The following is an 18,698-nucleotide window of genomic DNA, read 5'->3' as shown; positions in this document are numbered from 1 at the left end:
AACCGTTTCACCAAAATTGCTCGCCCAAATAGCGCGCGGCAGGGCGGCGGGGCTCAGTGCCCGCGGATGATCCTGCGCTGCGTGGCAACGGCGATGGCAGCCGTGCGGTTATCCACCCCAAGCTTGGAGTAGATGTGCACCAAATGTGTCTTCACTGTGGCCTCGGAAATGAAGAGTTGCTTGGCCATGGCCCTGTTGCTCATGCCGGTCGCCAGCAGTTCCAGCAATTGGACTTCCCTGCCGCTCAGCGCCGGCGATGGGTTCCGGATCCGCCCCATGAGCCGCGCCGCAACCTCCGGGGCCAGCGCGGTCTGCCCGGCGGCTGCGGACAGGACGGCCTGCCGGATCTGCTCCGGTGGGGCATCCTTCAGCATGTAACCGCTGGCGCCGGCTTCCACCGCGGCGAGGATGTCGGCGTCGGTGTCGTAAGTCGTCAGAATCAGCACGGGAGGCGGGGGATTCCCGGCCTCCCCGGCCTTGATCTTCTCCGTGGCCGTCACGCCATCCATGCCGCTGCCCATCTGCAGGTCCATGAGCACCAGGTCCACAGGCTCTCCGAGGGTGTTGAGCTTGCTGAGTTCCACCAGGGCAGCATCACCGTCGGATGCCTCCGCAACCACCGTCACGCCCGGGAAATCCGCCAGCATGGCGCGGAGGCCAGCCCTGACCACGGGGTGGTCGTCCACCAGGAGGATGCGGATGTCACTCATGAAACACCTTCGTCTACCGGGAGCGGCACCCGAACGGCCACCACAGTCCCTTCGCCAGGCGCCGACTCAATCTCCAGTCTGCCGTTCAGCGCGGCCAGTCTCTCGCGCAAACTCTGAAGCCCGACGCCGGTGCCGTCGCCACGCGCTGTACCGGCCGCCGTCGACGGCTCGAAACCTTTGCCGTCGTCGAAAACGTCCAATGTCACCTCAGCGCCCAGAAAGGACAGAGTCACGACGGCGGCACGTGCGTGGGCGTGTGCCCACACGTTCGCGAGGGAAGCCTGGGCGGCCCGGAGCAGCGTGGTCTGGTAGGTGTTGGGCAGCTCCACGGGCGTACCCACCAGCTCGAAGCGGCAGCGCAACGCCGTACCCCGGGCAGCGGCCTCAGTCTCCGTCTTGTCGCAGAGCCGGCGCAGGGTGTCCACCAGCCCGGACTGCTCAAGTGCCGGTGAACGCAGCCCGCGAACAAAGCTCCGGGCTTCGGCAAGATTGGCCGATGCCGTTTCCTGCACCGTTCGCAACCGATCCCGGGCTGCTTCGGAGTCGCCGTCGTCCAAGGCCTTCTCCGCAGACCTGCCCATGAGGACGATGCTGGAAAAGCCTTGCGCCAAGGTGTCGTGGATTTCACGGGCCAGCCGTTCACGCTCAGCAAGCATGCCGGCGTCGTGCTGGGTTTGCGCAAGTTCAGCGCGCGTACGGCGAAGGTCGTCGGCAACAGTGCGCTGGTTTTCGGCTTCCAGGAACAACGCACGGTACGCCAGCCCGGTGACCACGGCGAAGCCAGCCCCGAACACCGGCCCCAGAACCATCGCCAGCTGCAGGCCACCGTCAACCGACCCCCGGCTATGGAACCACAATGCACCGATCAGCAGGATGGTGCTTAGAGCAATCGCCGGGAGTGCCAGCCGCCGGGGGAGAAGGTGGAGTTGCAGGAAGAACAAGGGAAAGGCTACCCAGGCGAAGTCACCGCTGACCAAAAGGAGCAGCAGCCACAGGATCATCACAGCGCCTAACCACCAGAGCGCATAGTTTGTCGGGTTGAACCGCGAGGGATCGCTTGAGTGCCGTTTTTCCAGGATGGTTCCGGCGAGGTACACCACCGCCAGCAGGGCCGAGAGTCCCAGACCCGCTGCCATGGCCACGGGTGTTGGCGGCGCCCCGGCAACTCCTACACCCGTCAGCAAACGAACAACGGCCACCAGCAGCAACACCGCGAAACCCACGTGCAGGCAGACGCGGAGCACGCGAAGGATGGTGGCGGCGCCGGTGGGGGACTGCATGCCTCCCAGCGTATCCCCGGCGATGTGCGAACCGGGGAGGATTCCGTGTCCTGAAACCCGAATCAACCATTTGGATGATCGCCCTTTCAACCCCTTGGCGTCAGCGAATCCATCCGGTTCCCGATGTCTCCGCGAGGCATCGCCGGAAGAGTTGATTGTGCCGGGACCAAGCCCGCACCGAACCGAAGGAATCCGATGTTTCTCGCCATCCGCGACATCCGTTTCGCCAAGGGCCGCTTCGCACTCATGGGCAGCGTGGTCGCCCTGATCACCTTGCTGCTCGTCATGCTTTCCGGGCTCACAGCTGGCTTGGGCAACCAGTCGACCTCAGCTATTGCGGACCTGCCCGCTCAGCAGATCGTCTTCGGCGCTCCTGCCGGGGGTGAGCCCAAGGCCTCATATACGGAGTCGGAAGTCTCCAGCCAGCAGCTCCAGGCATGGCAGGAACAGCCGGGAGTTACGTCGGCGCAGGCACTGGGAATCAGCCAGACGCGGTTCCAGTCACTGGGTGATGGCGGCACACCGAGCGGAACGGCGAACGTCGCAGTTTTCGGCGGCTCTGTGGCTCCCTCAGCTGTGGAGGACGGAACGGTTGTGATCGGTGAAACCCTGGCAAAGGACTTGTCGCTGCAGACCGGAAGCCGGGTCCGGGTTGGCGGGAAAGACCTGACCGTCTCAGCGGTTGTTGAGGACCAGTGGTACTCACACACTGGCGTGGTCTGGACGACGCTGGAAACCTGGAGGTCCATCGCCCACGCGGCGCCAGGCACTGCCACAGTCCTGGCGGTAACGCACGACGCCGGAACCTCCGTGGACATCGATGCCGCCAATGCGACGGCTGGCACAGTGAGCGCGGACCCCGTTGGGTCCTTCCAGGCGTTGGCCTCATACAAGAGTGAGAACGGATCACTCATGCTGATGCAGGCATTTCTCTATGGGATCTCCGCATTGGTGATTGTGGCCTTCCTGACCGTCTGGACCGTGCAACGTACCCGCGATATCGCCGTACTCAAGGCGCTGGGCGCGTCCTCAGGCTACGTGTTGCGGGATGCGTTGGCGCAGGCAACCTTGGTATTGCTGGCAGGAGCAGCCGTGGGCGGCTCGTTGGGACTTGCCGGCGGAGTGTTCGCAGCGCAGGCCGCGCCGTTCCTCATCACTCCCTTGACCACGCTGGTACCCATTGCCGGAATCGTCATCCTTGGCTTGGGCGGTGCCGTTCTCGCAGTCCGCAAAGTCACCAAGGTCGATCCATTGCTTGCCCTCGGCGGCAACTAGAACATTCCACGAAAGGCATACATCGTGACTACAGCATTGAACCTCGTCAACGTCTCCCTCGAATACCCCGATGGAGGCTCCACCCTCAAAGCACTGGACGCCGTCAACCTCAGCGTTCGCAGGGGTGAATTTCTCTCCTTGGTAGGTCCGTCAGGATCCGGCAAGTCCTCGCTGCTCGCCGTCGCCGCTACTCTCGTGACACCCACCGCCGGGCTGGTCGTCATCGATGGACAGGACGTTTCCGCGCTCAAGGACGCCCAGCGCACAGCATTGCGCCGGGACAAGGTGGGCATCATCTTCCAGCAACCCAACCTGCTTCCTTCGCTGACCGCCGTCGAACAGTTGCTGGTGCGTGAACATCTCCGGGGTCATGCGCTGAAGCAGGCACGCCGCACGGCGGAGGAGCTTCTGGACGTCGTCGGCCTGTCCGGCGCTGCCCACAAGCGACCACATCAACTGTCCGGCGGCCAGCGTCAGAGGGTGAACATCGCCCGGGCACTCATGGGCAATCCTTTGGTATTGCTCGTAGACGAGCCCACAGCGGCGCTCGATCACGAACGCAGCGAGTCGATCGTTCGTCTCCTGCGGCAGGTCACGGACGAGTTCACCACGGCCACCGTCATGGTCACCCACGACACCGAGTTCCTCCCGCTCACGGACGCCGTTGCGACCATGAGGGACGGACGGATCAGCCGCGCGGCAGTCCCGTCCGCCCAACCCAACTAGCTAACAGCACACGCCCTGTTGAGCCACCATAAGGGCGTTCGCTGCTACTCAGGTGGATGAGCCGAGGAGGGCTTCGTCCTGGGCGTCATCGTAGGCGTCGCGGGCGTCCAGGATGGTGGGGACGTGGCTCTCCGCCCATTCCCGGAGCATGGACAGCGGCTGCAACAGGGATTCCCCCATGGCGGTCAGTTGGTAGTCCACCCGCGGCGGCACCTGGGCGTGAACGGTCCGGGTGATCAGACCATCACGCTCCAGGGCTCGCAGAGTTTGCGTCAGCACCTTGGGAGTGACAACGCTGACCATTTTGCGCAGTTCAGAGAAGCGCACCGGCCCGTCGCCAAGCACTTGGATCACCAACGACGCCCATTTGTCACCGATGCGCTGGAAGATCACGCGCGAAGGGCAATTGGGGTCGAGGATGTTGGCGGGGAGGTCCTTGCTGTCCATGTCAGTATCCCTGAGGTAACTAGGTTTCTTTGAAGCTATCAGTATCCATTGGATACCGTTGTCTTATTGCAAGGATACCAACCCCAAGGAGAGCAATGAAAATCGCAGTCTACGGCGCAACGGGCATGGTCGGCAGCCAGATCGTCAAAGAATCCATCACCCGCGGCCACCAAGTCACAGCCATCTCCCGCAAGGGCGCAGAGGTACCCGGGGCCAAGGCTCAGGCCGCGGATCTGGCTGACGGCCAGGCCTTCGCCTCCATCGCAAAGGACCACGACGTCGTTGTGCTGGCTACGGGCCCCAGCCGCACCGGCGGCGACCACGGAGAATGGCTGGAGGCCATGGCCACTGCCTACAGCAACGCCGAAGGAACGCGCCTCATGATCGTCGGCGGCGCCGGAAGCTTGGAAATCGATGGAGTTCGCCTGCTCGATTCCCCCGATTTCCCGGAGGCGTACAAGGCCGAGGCCACCACCGCTGCCAAGGCGTTGGAAGCCGTAAAGCAGACCCCGGACACGATCGACTGGACTGTCCTGGCTCCGGCGCCTGTCATCCAGCCGGGTGAGCGCACCGGCGAATACACCGTGGCCAAGGATTCACCCGCAGGCAACAGCATTTCTTCGCAGGACTACGCCGTAGCCATGCTGGACGAAATTGAAAGCCCGGCTTACCGCCGTGCGCGTTTCACGGCAGCTAACTAGCCCCGAAACGGCCGGCTAAAGCCCCAGGCCCAGCCCGGGTACCCGCATCTTGAATATGTCCTTAAGGGCATGCTTTGCTGCGTGGTATCCGGGCATTCCTGTCACACCCGGTCCAGGCGGCGTGGACGACGAACACAGATAGACGCCAGGCATCGGCGTTCGCCATGGATTGTTGGACACTACGGGCCGCTGCACCAAGCCCCGCAAGTCCAGGAGGCCCGCACTGAAGTCGCCCCCAACGTAGTTCTCGTTATAGGCAGACAGTTGAGCCGCCGTCGTGGTTTTTGACGCAACCACAACGTCGCGGAAGCCCGGCGCGTACCGCTCAATACGGGCAGTGACGGCCTCAGCCATGTCCACAGTGGAGTTGGCAGGCACGTGGCAGTAGGACCAGAGGACGTGTCGGCCTTCCGGGGCCCGTGTTGGGTCCACCACCGACGGTTGGGAAACCAGGACGTAGGGCTCCGTAGGGTGCTTGCCCATGTCCACAAGATTCTCGGACTCGGCCATGGCAAGCCTCGAACCACCCACATGGACGGTTCCTGCTTTCGCCAATCCCGGGTTCAACCATGGGACCGGAGCGGACAGGATAAAGTCCACCTTGCACGCCGCATTCCCGAATCGGAATGCTTCAAGCGCACGCCGGTAGCGGTCAGGTACCTCTCTTCCGCCAAGATTGGCAAGGGTCGGCGGAGCAACATCCAGCAGGATGGCTTTCGCCGGCCGCACCTGATCCAGCGAATCGACGCGCTCACCTACGCGAATGGATCCGCCATGGGCGATCAGGTCATCTGCCATTGCAGTGGCGATGGACATCGAACCACCAACAGGTATCGCCCAACCGCGCGCATGCGCCAGGACGCTGAGCATCAGACCTGCCCCGGTTGAACTGAGGGATGGCTGCGAACCGAGGGCGTGTGACATCACGCCAGTCAGCAGCGCCGGGGCAGCTTCTTCCTGGAAGCGGCGATTCCAGATCGGCGTCCCCTGATCCAGCGTGGCAAGTCCGAACAGGACTGCGGCCAGAGGGTCTTTCGGAACACGCAACAGCTGGTTGGAGGTAAAGTCCACCACGCCGTCCACCCGTTCCAACAACGGCCCCAGGAGCCGACGATAAGCCGGACCGTCCACACCCAACCCAAGCACCGTCCGCTCCAGCGACTGGTATGCCAAGGCTGCCCCGCCTGAGTCCAGGGGAGTGCCGTGCTGGACTTCGGGTACCCGCAGATCGATGCGCTGCGAAAGCTCAAAGGCGCGGAAGAACGGTGAAGCCAGCGCCATAGGATGCACTGCGGAGCATACGTCGTAGAGATAGCCGGGTTCGATCAGCTCACTGGTACGCGAACCGCCACCGATCGCGTCTGCGGCCTCGTACAACTGGACGTCCAGGCCTGCACGGGCCATGACCACTGCAGCGGCCAGGCCGTTGGGACCGGCTCCGACGACGGCGACATCAGCCATCGCTGTTACCTCCGCTCGCTGGGCTGCATGGGTTCGGGAGTCTTTGCGGCAGTCTTTTCCTTGGCAGTCATTGACCGCCAAGGCAAAACAGACCGCGACGGATGGGCAAGGTCAATCCGCAACCAGTCCCGGGCGCCATCGAAGGGCCCGCCATGAGGATCGTCTTGGCCATGAATGCGCAGCGGGTCCTGGGCCGGATCCCACACGTCCATGACCACCCTTGCCATCAGGTACGCGGTGGCAGCCATGTGCAGGCAGACGGCCAGGACGTAGTAGGACATGTCAATGTTGTGCTGGACCGAGCCGCCGCTGGTCGCCTGGCCGAGGTACATCCAAATGGCCGCCCAGTGCAGCCCTTCAGCGGCCTGCCACATCAGGAAGTCACGCCAACGGGGCCGCGCCAGGGCCAGGAGTGGAATGAGCCAGATGACGAACTGGGGCGAGTAGACCTTGTTGGTGAGGATGAACGCGGCAACAATCAGGAAGACCAGCTGGGCGATGCGGGGTCGCCGCGGTGCGCACAAAGCCAAGGCTCCAATGAGTGCGCACGCCAGGATGAACAGGTACAGCGCCAGCGAGTTGATGGTAGCTGCGTTCATTTGGTTCCACTGAACGCGGTCTGCCACAAGGTTGTACGCGAACCACGGCGAGCTGTACCCGGCAGGCCGTGCCTGCGTGAATTCGAAGAAATACCGCCACCCTGACGGGTTCATTGCGGCTATGGGCAGGTTCACGGCGAGCCAGGATGCGAGTGCTGCGCCGGCTGTCAAGAAAAAGGTGCGCAGCTTGCCGGTCCGGAGCGCCAGGACCAGCACCGCCCCGAGGATCAGGACGGGGTAGAGCTTGGTGGCTGTCCCCAGCCCGATGCACACTCCGGCCAGGACCAGTTTGTCCCGGGAGAAGAAGAACATACCCAAGGCCAGCAGGCCTACAGCCCACATGTCCCAATTGATGAATCCGGCCAGGATGATACCGGGCGCTACGGCCACCATCGCCGCGTCCCAGGGCCTGCGCTTGTTGATACGTGCTGTCAGAAGGACCGTGACGATCCAGACCGCCACAATGAGGGCAGCGTTGATGTCGAAGTAACCAAGGATGCGTTCGCTGCCTACGCCCTGCCCAGGCACCAAGAGGGCGGTGATGCCCGCGATGATCCCCATGATGACGGGGTACTCGAACAGGCTGCCTTGGGTGAAGAAGGGAAATACACCATCGCCGAGTCCGCGGTTCTTGAAGAGCTCAGGGAAGTCGGAGTAGCAGGTGGCGTAAAACTGGCCGGGCGTTTGCCAACCGTTGACCCGGCAGTAGTCCTTGGCGAGCACTGCCAGCAGCGCGGCAATGACTGTGAGGATGATGAGGACCCGCTCCACGGTGAACGGCCCGGAAGAGATCTTGCCCGGAGAGGTGTGCTTCCCCAGCGGGCCACCTATGAGTTCCGTGAAGTTCCGGAGCAAGGAGTCGTTGCGGCTGGGAACCACAAAGCGGGCACGCTTTTGCTGCCGGTGCGGCTTCGTCTCCTGCATGGATCGAGCTTACAGTCACGCGTTGATTGCAGCATCCCGCCGGGAGCATCACAGGACACCAGGCAATACAGCCATTTTAAAAGGGGGGAGCCCACGCGTAGCCGCGTGGGCTCCTTGAGGTTCAGCATGAATGTGTTGCACCTGAACTCCTTCGGGGTGGCTGAAGGACGTCAGCGGATGAGTCCCATCTGGTGCAGGACAACGTAAACGTCTTCACGGCGTTGGTCCAGCAGTTGGCCGTTGAACAGGGTGCGGTCCTTGGGAGCATCACTGCTCTTGTAGAAGCGCATGTCTTCGGGGCGCTTTGGCATGGTTCACCTCCTTTCAGGGGAATAATCGCCGGAATTTGGGCACAACAATTAAAGCCAAATGAATTCACGAGGAATCAAAGGCATAAAAAGGGCACAAATAGCCGAGGCTGGTAATGGGATGAAGCGGACTGAATCAGGGAAATCCCGAATCGTTGTGCAGAATTGCGCGTGCTTCCGGCAGTCGACCCAACAAGAAGCTGGTTCCGAACTATGGGGAAACTGCGCACCCGCGGCATGCTGCGTGGGTCCGCGCCTACAACTGACTACTCAGCCATCCAAGGAAAGGAGAGCTGTCATGAACACCGCCGGCAATGGGCCGGCCCGGCGAATCAGGAGTGGGTCAGAGAGCAAAAATGGCGTCGATCATCAGCAGAGGCCGGGGTAGCAGTAACGGTCAACTTCCGTCCGCTAGTCAAAGTAATCATTTTTCCCAACCTCCTTTTCTGGCCACAAGGGCCTGCTGTGGCATTATCCCGACTGACTGAACCGGGGAATGCGCGCCTGGGTTCCCGGCGAGTCGCTCTGGGAACAAGATATAAGCTACCCCATCAACATGGGATTTGACCAGCACAATTGACTGATTTGCAAAAAGTTTTTGTAAATTCGTGTTTCAGAGGCCCCAGCGGACAATTGCCGGCGTGCGCTTATCCCAACCGAGTGTGCAGACCTTCGCTGTCCCAAGAATGAAATGGCGGCCTTCGCGGGCATCCATTTCCAGCCATCGTGCCGTGAGGATACGGGAGAAATGACCGTGTGCCACGATCAGGACATTGTCCATTCCGGATTCCAGGACGCGTCCAATGATCTTGTCGGCCCGGGCAGCAACTTCGTCCAGCGTTTCCCCGTTGGGTACGCCGTCGGTCCAGATGAGGTAGTCCGGGTTGTCCTTGCGGATAAGGTCCGAGCTGATCCCTTCGTAGTCGCCGTAGTTCCACTCGACAGCCAGCGGCTCGTGAACGGCTTCCGGGTAGCCTGCGAGTTCTGCGGTGCGCCGGGCGCGGCGCAGGGGCGAAGTCAGGACGAGGTCGAAGTCGATCCCTTCCAACACCTTCCGGGCCTCGACGGCCTGCTGCTCGCCCTCAACAGTGAGGGGAAGATCCGTCAGGCCGGTGTACTGGCCGCTCTTGGACCACTCGGTCTCGCCATGGCGAAGGATCCAAAGTTGGGGACGCGGGGAAGTCGCAGCATTCATGAAGGCTCCTCAGTTTCGGTCACAGGCTCGACGACGGCGGACTCGGGTTGCTCTTCCCACCAGGCCAAGAGTTTCTGCTCGGCTTCCTCAGGGGAAAGTGGTCCGTGTTCCATCCGCTCTTCCAGAAGGAACTTGTAAGCCTTCCCCACCACTGGGCCAGGCTTGAGTCCCAGGAGCGCCATGATCTGCGCTCCATCCAGGTCAGGCCGGACAGCCGCCAAGGATTCCTGTTCCAGAAGAGCCGAGATGCGTTGCTCAAGGTCATCGTAGGCGAAGGACAGGCGGTCGGCCTTGCGCTGGTTACGCGTGGTGACGTCGGACCGGGTCAGCCGGTGCAGGCGTTCAAGCAGGGGACCGGCGTCGGTCACATAGCGGCGGACCGCGGAATCGCTCCAGCCGGCATCTCCGTAGCCGTAGAAGCGCATGTGCAGTTCAACCAGACGCGAGACGGCTTTGATCGAGTCGTTGTCGAAACGCAACGCCTTCATCCGCTTCGCTGTCAGCTTCGACCCCACAACGTCGTGGTGGCGGAAGCTCACCGCGCCGCCCGGTTCAAAACGTCGCGTAGCCGGCTTGCCGACGTCGTGCATCAACGCAGCGAACCTCAGCACAAAGTCGGGGCCGGGCACCGGGCCGTCAGGGCCTGTTTCCAGGGCAGCGGCCTGCTCAAGTACCTGCAGCGAGTGCTGGTACACGTCCTTGTGGCGGTGATGCTCATCAGCCTCAAGGCGCAGGGCGGAGACCTCGGGGAGCACGAACTCGGCAAGCCCTGTATCCACCATGAGATCGATGCCCACGCGGGGGTGCGCTCCGTTAATAAGCTTGACCAGCTCTTCCCGGACGCGCTCGGCGGAAATGATCTTGATGCGATCCGCCATTTGGGACATGGCCAGCCGGACGTCGTCGTGAACCGACACGCCGAGCTGCGACGCGAAACGCGCCGCGCGCATCATGCGCAGGGGATCGTCGGAGAAGGACGCCTCTGGAGCGCCTGGCGTGGCGAGCTCGGAGGCGTGGAGGTCGCGGACGCCGCCAAAGGGGTCCACAAGTTCCAGGCTTGGCAGCCGCAGCGCCATGGCATTGATGGTGAAGTCGCGGCGGAGGAGATCGTCCGTCAGGGAGTTGCCGAACGCCACCACGGGCTTGCGCGAATCGGGGTCGTAGGCCTCGGCGCGGTACGTGGTGATTTCGATCTGGAAGCCGCTCTTCTTCATCCCGATGGTGCCGAAGGCGCGGCCGATTTCCCAGAAGTTGTCCGCCCACTTCTTGATGACGGCGATGGTCTGGTCCGGGGTGGCGTCGGTGGTGAAGTCCAGGTCCGGGGATGTCCTCCCCAGGAAGAGGTCGCGCACGGGTCCACCCACCAAGGACAGCTCATAGCCGGCATCGACAAAGCGCTGCCCGAGATCGAGCACCACCGGATCGATGGTGAAGTTAACTGAAGAGCTGTCCAATACGTGCGCCATAGTTCCTTAAGCTTGGCAGATTTTTACGCAGCAGTGGGCCACTGTTCCATGCGAAATCAGGCATGCGTCCGCGGACCATCTCCTGCAGTCCATCTTGTGGCCATGTCCCGGTCATCACTCCGGGGCAAGAGTCGTTAGAGTGGACCTCATGGCCAACCCGATCCCGAGCGCTCCTGGCAGGAGGACAAACGCACCGTTGCCGTCGGCAATCGGTGCGCACGTCGCGCCAGCCCAGCAGCACCCGGTCCAGGCCTCTCTTCCCACTGTGGAGGAAGTCTCTGCGGGCGGCGTCGTAGTAGACACGTCCGACGGCGAACTCCGGGTTGCGATCATCGCCCGCCTTAACAGGGGTGGCCGGCTTGAGTGGTGCCTGCCGAAGGGCCACCCGGAAGGCCGCGAGAACAACGAAGAAGCTGCTGTCCGCGAAATCGCCGAGGAAACCGGCATCGAAGGCAGCATTCTGGCGCCCCTGGGCAGCATCGACTACTGGTTCACTGTGAGCGGCCACCGCGTCCACAAAACCGTGCATCACTTCCTGCTCCAGGCAACCGGCGGTGAGCTGACCATCGAGAACGATCCCGATCAGGAAGCCGTGGACGCCGCGTGGGTTCCCATTCAGGAACTCGCCCGCAAATTGTCTTTCCCCAATGAACGCCGCATCGCCGACCTGGCACGGGAAGTGCTGCCCGAACACCTCTGACCCGGGTACATGGGACGATAAAGGCGATGTCTGAAGCCAAAACCACCGAGTCCGTTCAATCCGGAGAAGCACGTTCCAGCGCCATCATGGCCGCAGGAACGCTTGTTTCCCGTTTCCTTGGCTTCGCCAAAACCTGGATGCTTGGTGCCGCCCTCGGCCTGGGTTCCACGGTCAATGACACGTTTATTAACGCGAACAACCTGCCCAACCTGATCTTCCTGCTGGTGGCCGGTGGCGTGTTCAACGCTGTGCTTGTCCCGCAGATCATCAAGGCCAGCAAGGCGCCGGACCGCGGTGCGGACTACATCAGCCGCCTGCTGACCCTGGCTGTGCTGGTGCTGCTGGCATTGACGGCGTTGGTGACACTTGCGGCGCCCCTGGTCATCGACCTCACCACGCAGGGGTACTCGGAACAACAAAAGGCCCTGGCAGTAACGTTCGCTTTCTGGTGCCTCCCGCAGATCTTCTTCTACGGTCTCTACGCCATGCTCACCCAGGTGCTGAACGCCCACGGCGCGTTCGGCCCGGCCATGTGGGCGCCCATCCTGAACAACCTTGTGGCCATCGCCGGCCTGGGTATGTTCATCTGGATCCTGGGCGCCAACATCACCAACCCGCACACCGTAGACAATTGGGGGCCCACCCAAACGTTCCTGATCGCCGGGTTCTCTACCTTCGGCGTGATCGCCCAGACAGCCATCCTGCTCGTCCCTGTCTTCCGCCTTCGCCTCGGCCTTCGTCCGCGCTTCGGCTGGCGTGGGGTTGGACTGGGCCAGGCCGCCAAGCTGAGCGTGTGGACTTTGGCGACGGCCGCCGTCGGGCAATTGGCGTTTCTTTACGTCATGAGGATCGCCACCATTCCCGGTGCTGAACGCCTCCGGTTGGACAACGCGGGGGACACAGCCGCAGCTGCGGTCCTGCCCGGTAACGCCGTCCTGGAAGTGGCGAGCCAGCTCTACCTGCTGCCACACTCGATCATCGCGTTGTCCTTGGCTACCGTCCTCTTTAACCGCATGACCCGGGCGTCGCAGGACGGCAACAAGGCCGAGCTCCGCGATGCCCTGTCCCACGGCCTGCGCACCATGGCCGTGGCCACTGTCTTCGGAGCCTTGGCCCTGTTCGCTTTGGCCGGGCCGCTGGGCATGTTCTTCTCCGGTGGCGACAAGCAGGACGGCGTCATGCTCGCCCAAACGCTCACCATCCTTGCCCTCAGCACCCCCTTCCTCAGCGCCAACTTCATGATGTCGCGCGTGTTCTACGCCAACGAGGACGCCCGCACGCCCCTGTATGTCCAGCTGTGGCTGGCAGTCATCTACGTGGTGGGTGCGTTCTTCATCCAGTTCCTCCCCGTCGGCCAGATCATCTACGCGATCGCCATTCTCTACACACTGGGCAACATCCTGTCCGTGGTGATCAGCGTGGTATTCCTGCGCCGTTTGCTCGGCCACCTCGACGGACCGCGTATCGCGAATTCCTACATCCGCATGGGTTACGCCGGGCTGGGTGCAGCGATCGCTGGCGCGGGCGCCTTGTGGCTTTTGGGCAGTTACCGGGCCGACGGTTTCGCGTGGAGCAGCCGCCCGGCCGCCTTGGTGACGGTGGTCGTCGTCGGGCCCGTCATGCTGCTGGCCTACCTTGTCCTGCTCCGCGTCTTCCATGTCACCGAACTCCGCGACCTCCTGCGCCCGCTCATGGGGCGTTTTGGACGCGGTGTTCCCGCGCCGGCTACAGGTGCAGTTTCGGAACCCACGACGGCGGCACGCGCCACGGTCTCGGACGATACCGGTTTGATTCCGCGCATCTCGGGCGAGTTCGACGCCGCCTCCTACCGGGCCGGCCCAGCCGTGGAGCGGCGGCAGGCAGCTTCCGAGCCCGGCCCGGACGCCCCAAAGACCTACCTGCCCGAGGAAGACGAACCCAGCACGGCCCGTGGCGGCAAGTTCCGGCCGCAGGTCCCGTTGCCGGGTCGGCGTACCTACCAAGGGGATGCCGGACAGAATCCGTACTTCCCCACCCGTGGAAACCGCAGGAAGTGAGCCGGTGCCGCCAACATGGGCGGCGGGCATCAATCGGCTAGGCTAGAAAATGAATATAGGTAGTTGCAAAAGCGGTTGAACCGGCTCGCCGGGCCGGCCGCGTGCAGGACCCGCAGCTCCCGGACAGCCTAGGAGGAACACGTGTCCCACCCGATCGACGTCGGATCAGTACTTGGCGGCCGCTACAAGGTCACGGCCAATGTGTTGACCTCGCATGACCAAGATCAGGTGCTCGACGGCGTGGACCAGGTCCTCAACCGTCCCGTGAGCATCCTTGTGGCCGGTCCCGGAAACGCTGAGCAGGTAGCGCAGAGCGCCCGCGAGGTGGCCACCGGAGAGCGTCCGGGCCATGTCCAGATCCTGGACCTCGGCGTCAGCGACAACACCACGTACCTCATCACCAACCACAGCACCGCGCCTGACTTGCTGGATCTGGTGGTTGCCACCAACCCGCCGTACATCGAGCCCTTCTTCACGGAGACACTGGGCAGCGAGATCTTCGGCCAGGCACGCACCTACGAGCCCGAAACGTACGACGGCCTGTACGAGGATGACGAGCACGACGCCGAGTACATCCAGTACGACGAAAACGGCTACCCGATCCCGAACGAGGGCGACGCCGAGCAGGACGCCACCGGATCCCAGGCAGGGCATGTCCCACCCATGCCTTCCGCGAGCCCGTCGTCGTCCAAGAGCGGCATCGCCGGAAAGCTGGCTGCTGCTGCGGGTGCCGGAGCAGCCGGTCTGGCCGCCCTCAAGAATTCCGGTTCCAGGAACCACGACGCCGGTGCTGCCGCCGGCACCGGGGCCGCCAGTGCTGCACCCGGGGGAGCATCCCCTGCCGCTTCGACGCAGCCACCCACCCAAGCCGTGACATCGCAGCCCGCTGCGGCACCTCCCGCCGCCCCGGCCCAGCCGCCAACACAGGCGGTCAATTCGCAGCAGCCAACCACGCGGGAACAAGCCGAACCTAAGGTATCCCTGTGGTCAGACGAGGACTACGGCCTTGCTGCCGGAAGCGCCGCGTCCGGTGGCGCCGCTGCTGCGCACGGAACCTCAGACCCGGGTTACGACCGCGCTCCAACCAGCTTCCCGGCGTCGGCCGCTGTCCAGAACGACTATGACGACGAAGAAGTTTACGAGGACGACGCTCCGGAGAAGGAGCCACGTTCCCTTCGCTGGCTGGTCGGCGGCCTGCTCGCGGCCGTGTTGATTGTGGGACTGGTCCTCGCGGTCACCAACTTGGGCGGCCTCCTCTCCAGCGGTACGCCGGCAGCTACCCAGAGCACCTCCGCTCCGCAGTCCAGCAGCACGGAAACCCAGGAGCCTACACCGACGGAGACCGCAGCCCCTGCTGTCCCGCCGGCCATCGCAGGCATCACTCGCTTGGGTGACTTCCCCTTCGCCGCAGAGTACGACAAGGACCTCACCCGGGCCTTTGATGGCAACGCAGCGAGCTACTGGTCGGACATGGAATTTGCCACTGCTGACTGGGGTGGGCTGTTCGGGGAAATGCCGCTTGTTGTGAAGCTCAAGGAACCGGCAGAGGTCAAGTCCATTGTGCTGAACCAGTTGGGTGGATCGGGTGGAAGCATTAGCGTCTACACCAACGATCGCCCGGCAATGGATGGTGCCAAGCTCGTGGGCACCAACAGCTTCACCTCGCCGGAGCTGACAGTTCCGTTGGCCGCACCGACACAGACGCAATACGTCATCGTAGTCATCAAGGCGCTCCCCAAACTGGCAGCACCGAAGACCCGGTTCGGATACGGACTGCGCTTGGCCGAGGTGACGGTCCAGTAGTTCCAAACTACCTGTTTCGCACAGTGGGGGCTCCCGGTCATCGGGGGTCCCCACTTCGATTTGCCGTGCTTCCAGACGGTACCCTGAATGGTGGTGGCTTTTAGGGTCCCCAACTCCAACGGAATATTTGGGGCATTACAGGGGTTGAGTCAGGTGGCTGCCCCGAAAGCCGCAGCATCGACTAAGGAAGAGGTTCACGCCACGTGAGCATTGCAGAAAACAGCGCATCGCAGGTGCGTGACGTCATCATCGTAGGTTCAGGCCCCGCCGGCTACACAGCCGCTGTTTACACCGCCCGCGCCAACATGAAGCCTCTGCTCATTGCCGGCTCCGTCACCGCTGGTGGCGAACTCATGAACACCACGGATGTGGAGAACTACCCGGGTTTCCCGGACGGCATCATGGGCCCGGACCTCATGGAAAACTTTGAGAAGCAGGCCGCACGTTTCGGCACCGAGATCCAGTTCGAGGATGTCACCGAACTGGACCTCGACGGCGACATCAAGACCGTGACCATCGGAACGGGGGAGACCTTCCAGGCGAAGGCCATCATCCTGTCCACGGGTTCCGCCTACCGGGAGCTCGGCTTGGCCAACGAAAAGCGCCTCTCAGGCCACGGCGTTAGCTGGTGTGCAACCTGCGACGGTTTCTTCTTCAAGGACCAGGACATCGCGGTCATCGGCGGTGGCGACTCCGCCATGGAGGAAGCACTGTTCCTGACCAAGTTTGCGAAGTCCGTTACGGTTGTCCATCGCCGCGATACCCTCAAGGCTTCCAAGATCATGGGCGACCGTGCCCAGGCGCACGAGAAGATCAACTTCGTCTGGAACACAGCCGTTGAAGACGTTCTCGGTGGCGACAAGGTCACTGGCCTCAAACTCAAGAACCTGGTGGACGGCACCGAGTCCGAACTCGCCGTCACTGGTGTCTTCGTGGCCATCGGCAACGACCCCCGCACGGATCTCGTCAAGGGCAAGGTTGACCTCACCCCTGAGGGAACCATCGCCGTGGAGGGACGTAGCTCCCGGACCAACATCAAGGGTGTCTTCGCCGCGGGCGACGTCATCGACCCCACGTACCGCCAGGCCATCACGGCTTCGGGCTCCGGTTGTGTGGCTGCCCTCGATGTTGAGCACTACCTCGCAGACTTGCACTCCTAAGCTGCATCCAAGCAACCATACGAAGGGAAAAGTTATGAGCAACGCAAAAGACGTAACTGACGCAAGCTTCAGCACGGATGTCCTGGCTTCCGAGAAGCCGGTCATCGTGGACTTCTGGGCAGAGTGGTGCGGCCCCTGCCGCAAGCTCGGCCCCATCCTCGACGAGATCTCCGTTGAATACAGCGAGAAGGTTGACGTCGTGAAGCTTAACGTCGACGACAACCCCGCCATCGCAGCCGAGTACGGCATCACGTCCATTCCGGCCGTGTACCTGTTCAGCGGGGGAGAAGTTAAGAGCACCGTGATCGGCGCCAAGCCGAAGCAGTTCTTTGAGAAGGAATTCGCGGACGTCCTGTCCTAGGTTCAATTCCTGATCCTAATTTTGTCGAAGCCGGCGGTTGCTGCTCCTGAGGGAGGATGAACCGCCGGCTTTCTTATGTCGTGTGGGCTATTGAACCGAATACGTTCGTTTATGCCTGTTGGATTCCGTCGGAGCACTTGATCAGTCGCTGTCTTGTCCGATTCACTTCTCCCTACCTGGGGTAGGCCAAGTTTTCCTCAGTCTGCCCATGAATGGGTTGGCTTAGGGTCGGTTGGCTCACTCACCTGCGTCCGGGTTTCGCCAGCTATTGCACTGGCTTGAGGCGCTCTTGCCTGACGAGCATGACGGAGGTGCTCTTAGCTGGCCCAGGGAGCGTTCCCAACAGAGTCACAGGGATGCTCTGCTCAATCTGTGGCCGCTGGATAGTCGCCGGTGTCGAGTTCATTCTTTCGAGCCCCAGTTGATGTGTTCCTGGCGCCTTCTGCGTCACGTCCGTATTCCGGGGTCCGTTTCTTGCCCCCGTTATTCAAGGGCAAGCCTCCCGCGCAGCCCGAACTAGGGTTCACCCGTGCTTCGCGTCCTTATTCGCGTCCTTATTCGCGTCCTTATTCGCGCCCTCACGGAGGTGCCGCAGCGGCGCTTCGGGCCAGGATGGTGATGGTGTGTTTCACGTGAAACACCGCAACTACGAGGAGACGAGGAGGACAGTGATCGGAGTCCTTAGCGTGTTTCACGTGAAACGTGCTCCCCAAAGTCCGGGCCTTGAACCCCCAGCTTGTTGCTCGTAGAAATCGACAGAGTCGCGAATCCGCCAGGAAGAACTGCAGGAATGACGCTTCTCCTTCACCGAGACAGAATCCCGTCCCTTATCGAAGTCGCATCAATTCACCGTCGCGCGTGCGTACTGAGCTGACGGCCCACAGACGACGTCAGGCAACCAAACGGGGGATCAAGTGTGTGCGGCGGCCAAGGCGCTTGCGGCACCACCCGGTTCTCAACCTGAAGCCGTGAGGGAGCGGGACAGCCGTAGTGGGAGCTTCACCTAGGGGAGTGGGGGACGATTCTCTTGTTGCGAGCACCCAACCGGCCTAGCCAGAATCAATGCACCAGGTGTCTTCCTTTCCGAGAAACCCCGTATACCTTGCTGGGGCATGGCGGTCGTATCAACCGGATTCCCACTGACATCGACGCAGACATGCCTGGAGAGAGCCAACAATGGCGTCTTTGCCTCGCCCGGGCCATGAAATCGACCTGCCGGCTACATAAGATCCCATCCGCTGAATAGCCTCAAGCCGGGCGCTCAGGAGCTCGGCTGATCGCCCACATCTGTGATTCATACGAAACTTGAGCCCATTCAGTTAGGCGTGGACCGGCTTTTCTACCCCTTGGAGGCCCATCAATTGCGGACTCTGACCGAAACTGCTGGAGTGCAGGCCTGGTATGACTGTCAACACCGGCTTAGGGCGATGTTTCACGTGAAACGGTGCAGGCCGTTTGGGGTCCGTGACGGTGCCCCGGAACATTTGAAACACTACGGAATGAGCAGGCTCCAGCTGGAATCCGGGGCATCGTGACACTGTAGACA

At 62.4% G+C, this 18,698-nt stretch carries 16 protein-coding genes; 8 read left to right on the top strand and 8 right to left on the bottom strand.

Going from position 1 to position 18,698, the window contains the following annotated elements:
• Positions 1-53: 53 nt before the first annotated feature.
• Both N7568_RS09470 and N7568_RS09465 read right to left on the bottom strand, forming a co-directional pair.
• A complete protein-coding gene (locus N7568_RS09470; RefSeq protein ID WP_261609587.1) occupies positions 54-710 on the bottom strand; it encodes a response regulator in 657 nt (218 codons plus the stop codon).
• Positions 707-1,990 carry a sensor histidine kinase gene (locus tag N7568_RS09465; protein ID WP_261609586.1) on the bottom strand — a complete coding sequence of 428 codons (1,284 nt, stop codon included), beginning with the start codon at positions 1,988-1,990 and terminating at the stop codon, positions 707-709. The genes N7568_RS09470 and N7568_RS09465 overlap by 4 nt, the downstream gene beginning before the upstream one ends.
• Before the next feature lie 195 nt (positions 1,991-2,185).
• Here N7568_RS09465 and N7568_RS09460 point away from each other — a divergent pair, with 195 nt between their 5' ends.
• Both N7568_RS09460 and N7568_RS09455 read left to right on the top strand, forming a co-directional pair.
• Positions 2,186-3,265: an ABC transporter permease gene (locus N7568_RS09460; RefSeq protein ID WP_261609585.1), complete on the top strand. Its 1,080-nt coding sequence runs from the start codon at positions 2,186-2,188 to the stop codon at positions 3,263-3,265.
• Between the two features lie 24 nt (positions 3,266-3,289).
• Positions 3,290-3,991: an ABC transporter ATP-binding protein gene (locus N7568_RS09455; protein WP_261609584.1), complete on the top strand. Its 702-nt coding sequence runs from the start codon at positions 3,290-3,292 to the stop codon at positions 3,989-3,991.
• 48 nt (positions 3,992-4,039) lie between these two features.
• On the opposite strand, the gene N7568_RS09450 is transcribed toward N7568_RS09455, so the two are convergent.
• The gene (locus N7568_RS09450) at positions 4,040-4,438 is read right to left on the bottom strand and encodes a winged helix-turn-helix transcriptional regulator (RefSeq protein ID WP_261609583.1); all 399 of its coding nucleotides are present in this window, start codon (positions 4,436-4,438) and stop codon (positions 4,040-4,042) included.
• 95 nt (positions 4,439-4,533) lie between these two features.
• Here N7568_RS09450 and N7568_RS09445 point away from each other — a divergent pair, with 95 nt between their 5' ends.
• Positions 4,534-5,139, top strand: coding sequence for an NAD(P)-dependent oxidoreductase (locus tag N7568_RS09445; protein ID WP_261609582.1), 606 nt, complete (start codon positions 4,534-4,536; stop codon positions 5,137-5,139).
• A gap of 15 nt (positions 5,140-5,154) precedes the next feature.
• Here N7568_RS09445 and N7568_RS09440 read toward each other — a convergent pair whose 3' ends face one another.
• The 5 genes from N7568_RS09440 to N7568_RS09420 form a co-directional block, all read right to left on the bottom strand.
• On the bottom strand, positions 5,155-6,600 hold the full coding sequence (locus N7568_RS09440) for a phytoene desaturase family protein (RefSeq protein WP_261609581.1): 1,446 nt from the start codon (positions 6,598-6,600) through the stop codon (positions 5,155-5,157).
• A gap of 5 nt (positions 6,601-6,605) precedes the next feature.
• Positions 6,606-8,123, bottom strand: a complete 1,518-nt coding sequence (locus N7568_RS09435) for a glycosyltransferase family 87 protein (protein WP_261609580.1) — start codon at positions 8,121-8,123, stop codon at positions 6,606-6,608.
• Positions 8,124-8,293: 170 nt separating this feature from the next.
• The gene (locus tag N7568_RS09430) at positions 8,294-8,434 is read right to left on the bottom strand and encodes a hypothetical protein (RefSeq protein ID WP_167510425.1); all 141 of its coding nucleotides are present in this window, start codon (positions 8,432-8,434) and stop codon (positions 8,294-8,296) included.
• Between the two features lie 610 nt (positions 8,435-9,044).
• Positions 9,045-9,626 carry a histidine phosphatase family protein gene (locus N7568_RS09425; protein ID WP_026541028.1) on the bottom strand — a complete coding sequence of 194 codons (582 nt, stop codon included), beginning with the start codon at positions 9,624-9,626 and terminating at the stop codon, positions 9,045-9,047.
• Positions 9,623-11,092, bottom strand: coding sequence for a CCA tRNA nucleotidyltransferase (locus N7568_RS09420; RefSeq protein ID WP_261609579.1), 1,470 nt, complete (start codon positions 11,090-11,092; stop codon positions 9,623-9,625). The genes N7568_RS09425 and N7568_RS09420 overlap by 4 nt, the downstream gene beginning before the upstream one ends.
• Positions 11,093-11,288: 196 nt before the next feature.
• Here N7568_RS09420 and N7568_RS09415 point away from each other — a divergent pair, with 196 nt between their 5' ends.
• The 5 genes from N7568_RS09415 to trxA all read left to right on the top strand — a co-directional run bounded on the left by N7568_RS09415 (position 11,289) and on the right by trxA (position 17,152).
• A complete protein-coding gene (locus tag N7568_RS09415) occupies positions 11,289-11,792 on the top strand; it encodes an NUDIX hydrolase (RefSeq protein ID WP_026541026.1) in 504 nt (167 codons plus the stop codon).
• A 26-nt stretch (positions 11,793-11,818) separates the two neighbouring features.
• Positions 11,819-13,828: a murein biosynthesis integral membrane protein MurJ gene (gene murJ, locus N7568_RS09410; protein ID WP_261609578.1), complete on the top strand. Its 2,010-nt coding sequence runs from the start codon at positions 11,819-11,821 to the stop codon at positions 13,826-13,828.
• Positions 13,829-13,969: 141 nt separating this feature from the next.
• On the top strand, positions 13,970-15,631 hold the full coding sequence (locus tag N7568_RS09405; protein ID WP_261609577.1) for an ABC transporter substrate-binding protein: 1,662 nt from the start codon (positions 13,970-13,972) through the stop codon (positions 15,629-15,631).
• Between the two features lie 203 nt (positions 15,632-15,834).
• Positions 15,835-16,791, top strand: a complete 957-nt coding sequence (trxB, locus tag N7568_RS09400; RefSeq protein WP_261609576.1) for a thioredoxin-disulfide reductase — start codon at positions 15,835-15,837, stop codon at positions 16,789-16,791.
• A gap of 34 nt (positions 16,792-16,825) precedes the next feature.
• Positions 16,826-17,152, top strand: coding sequence for a thioredoxin (gene trxA / locus N7568_RS09395; RefSeq protein ID WP_014923339.1), 327 nt, complete (start codon positions 16,826-16,828; stop codon positions 17,150-17,152).
• Positions 17,153-18,698: the final 1,546 nt, after the last annotated feature.

The organism is Paenarthrobacter aurescens, from assembly GCF_025421775.1.
In the GTDB taxonomy this organism is placed as follows: Bacteria; Actinomycetota; Actinomycetes; order Actinomycetales; family Micrococcaceae; genus Arthrobacter; species Arthrobacter aurescens_B.
Note: the sequence above shows the minus strand (reverse complement) of the source record. Positions and strands in the feature narration are given on the sequence as shown.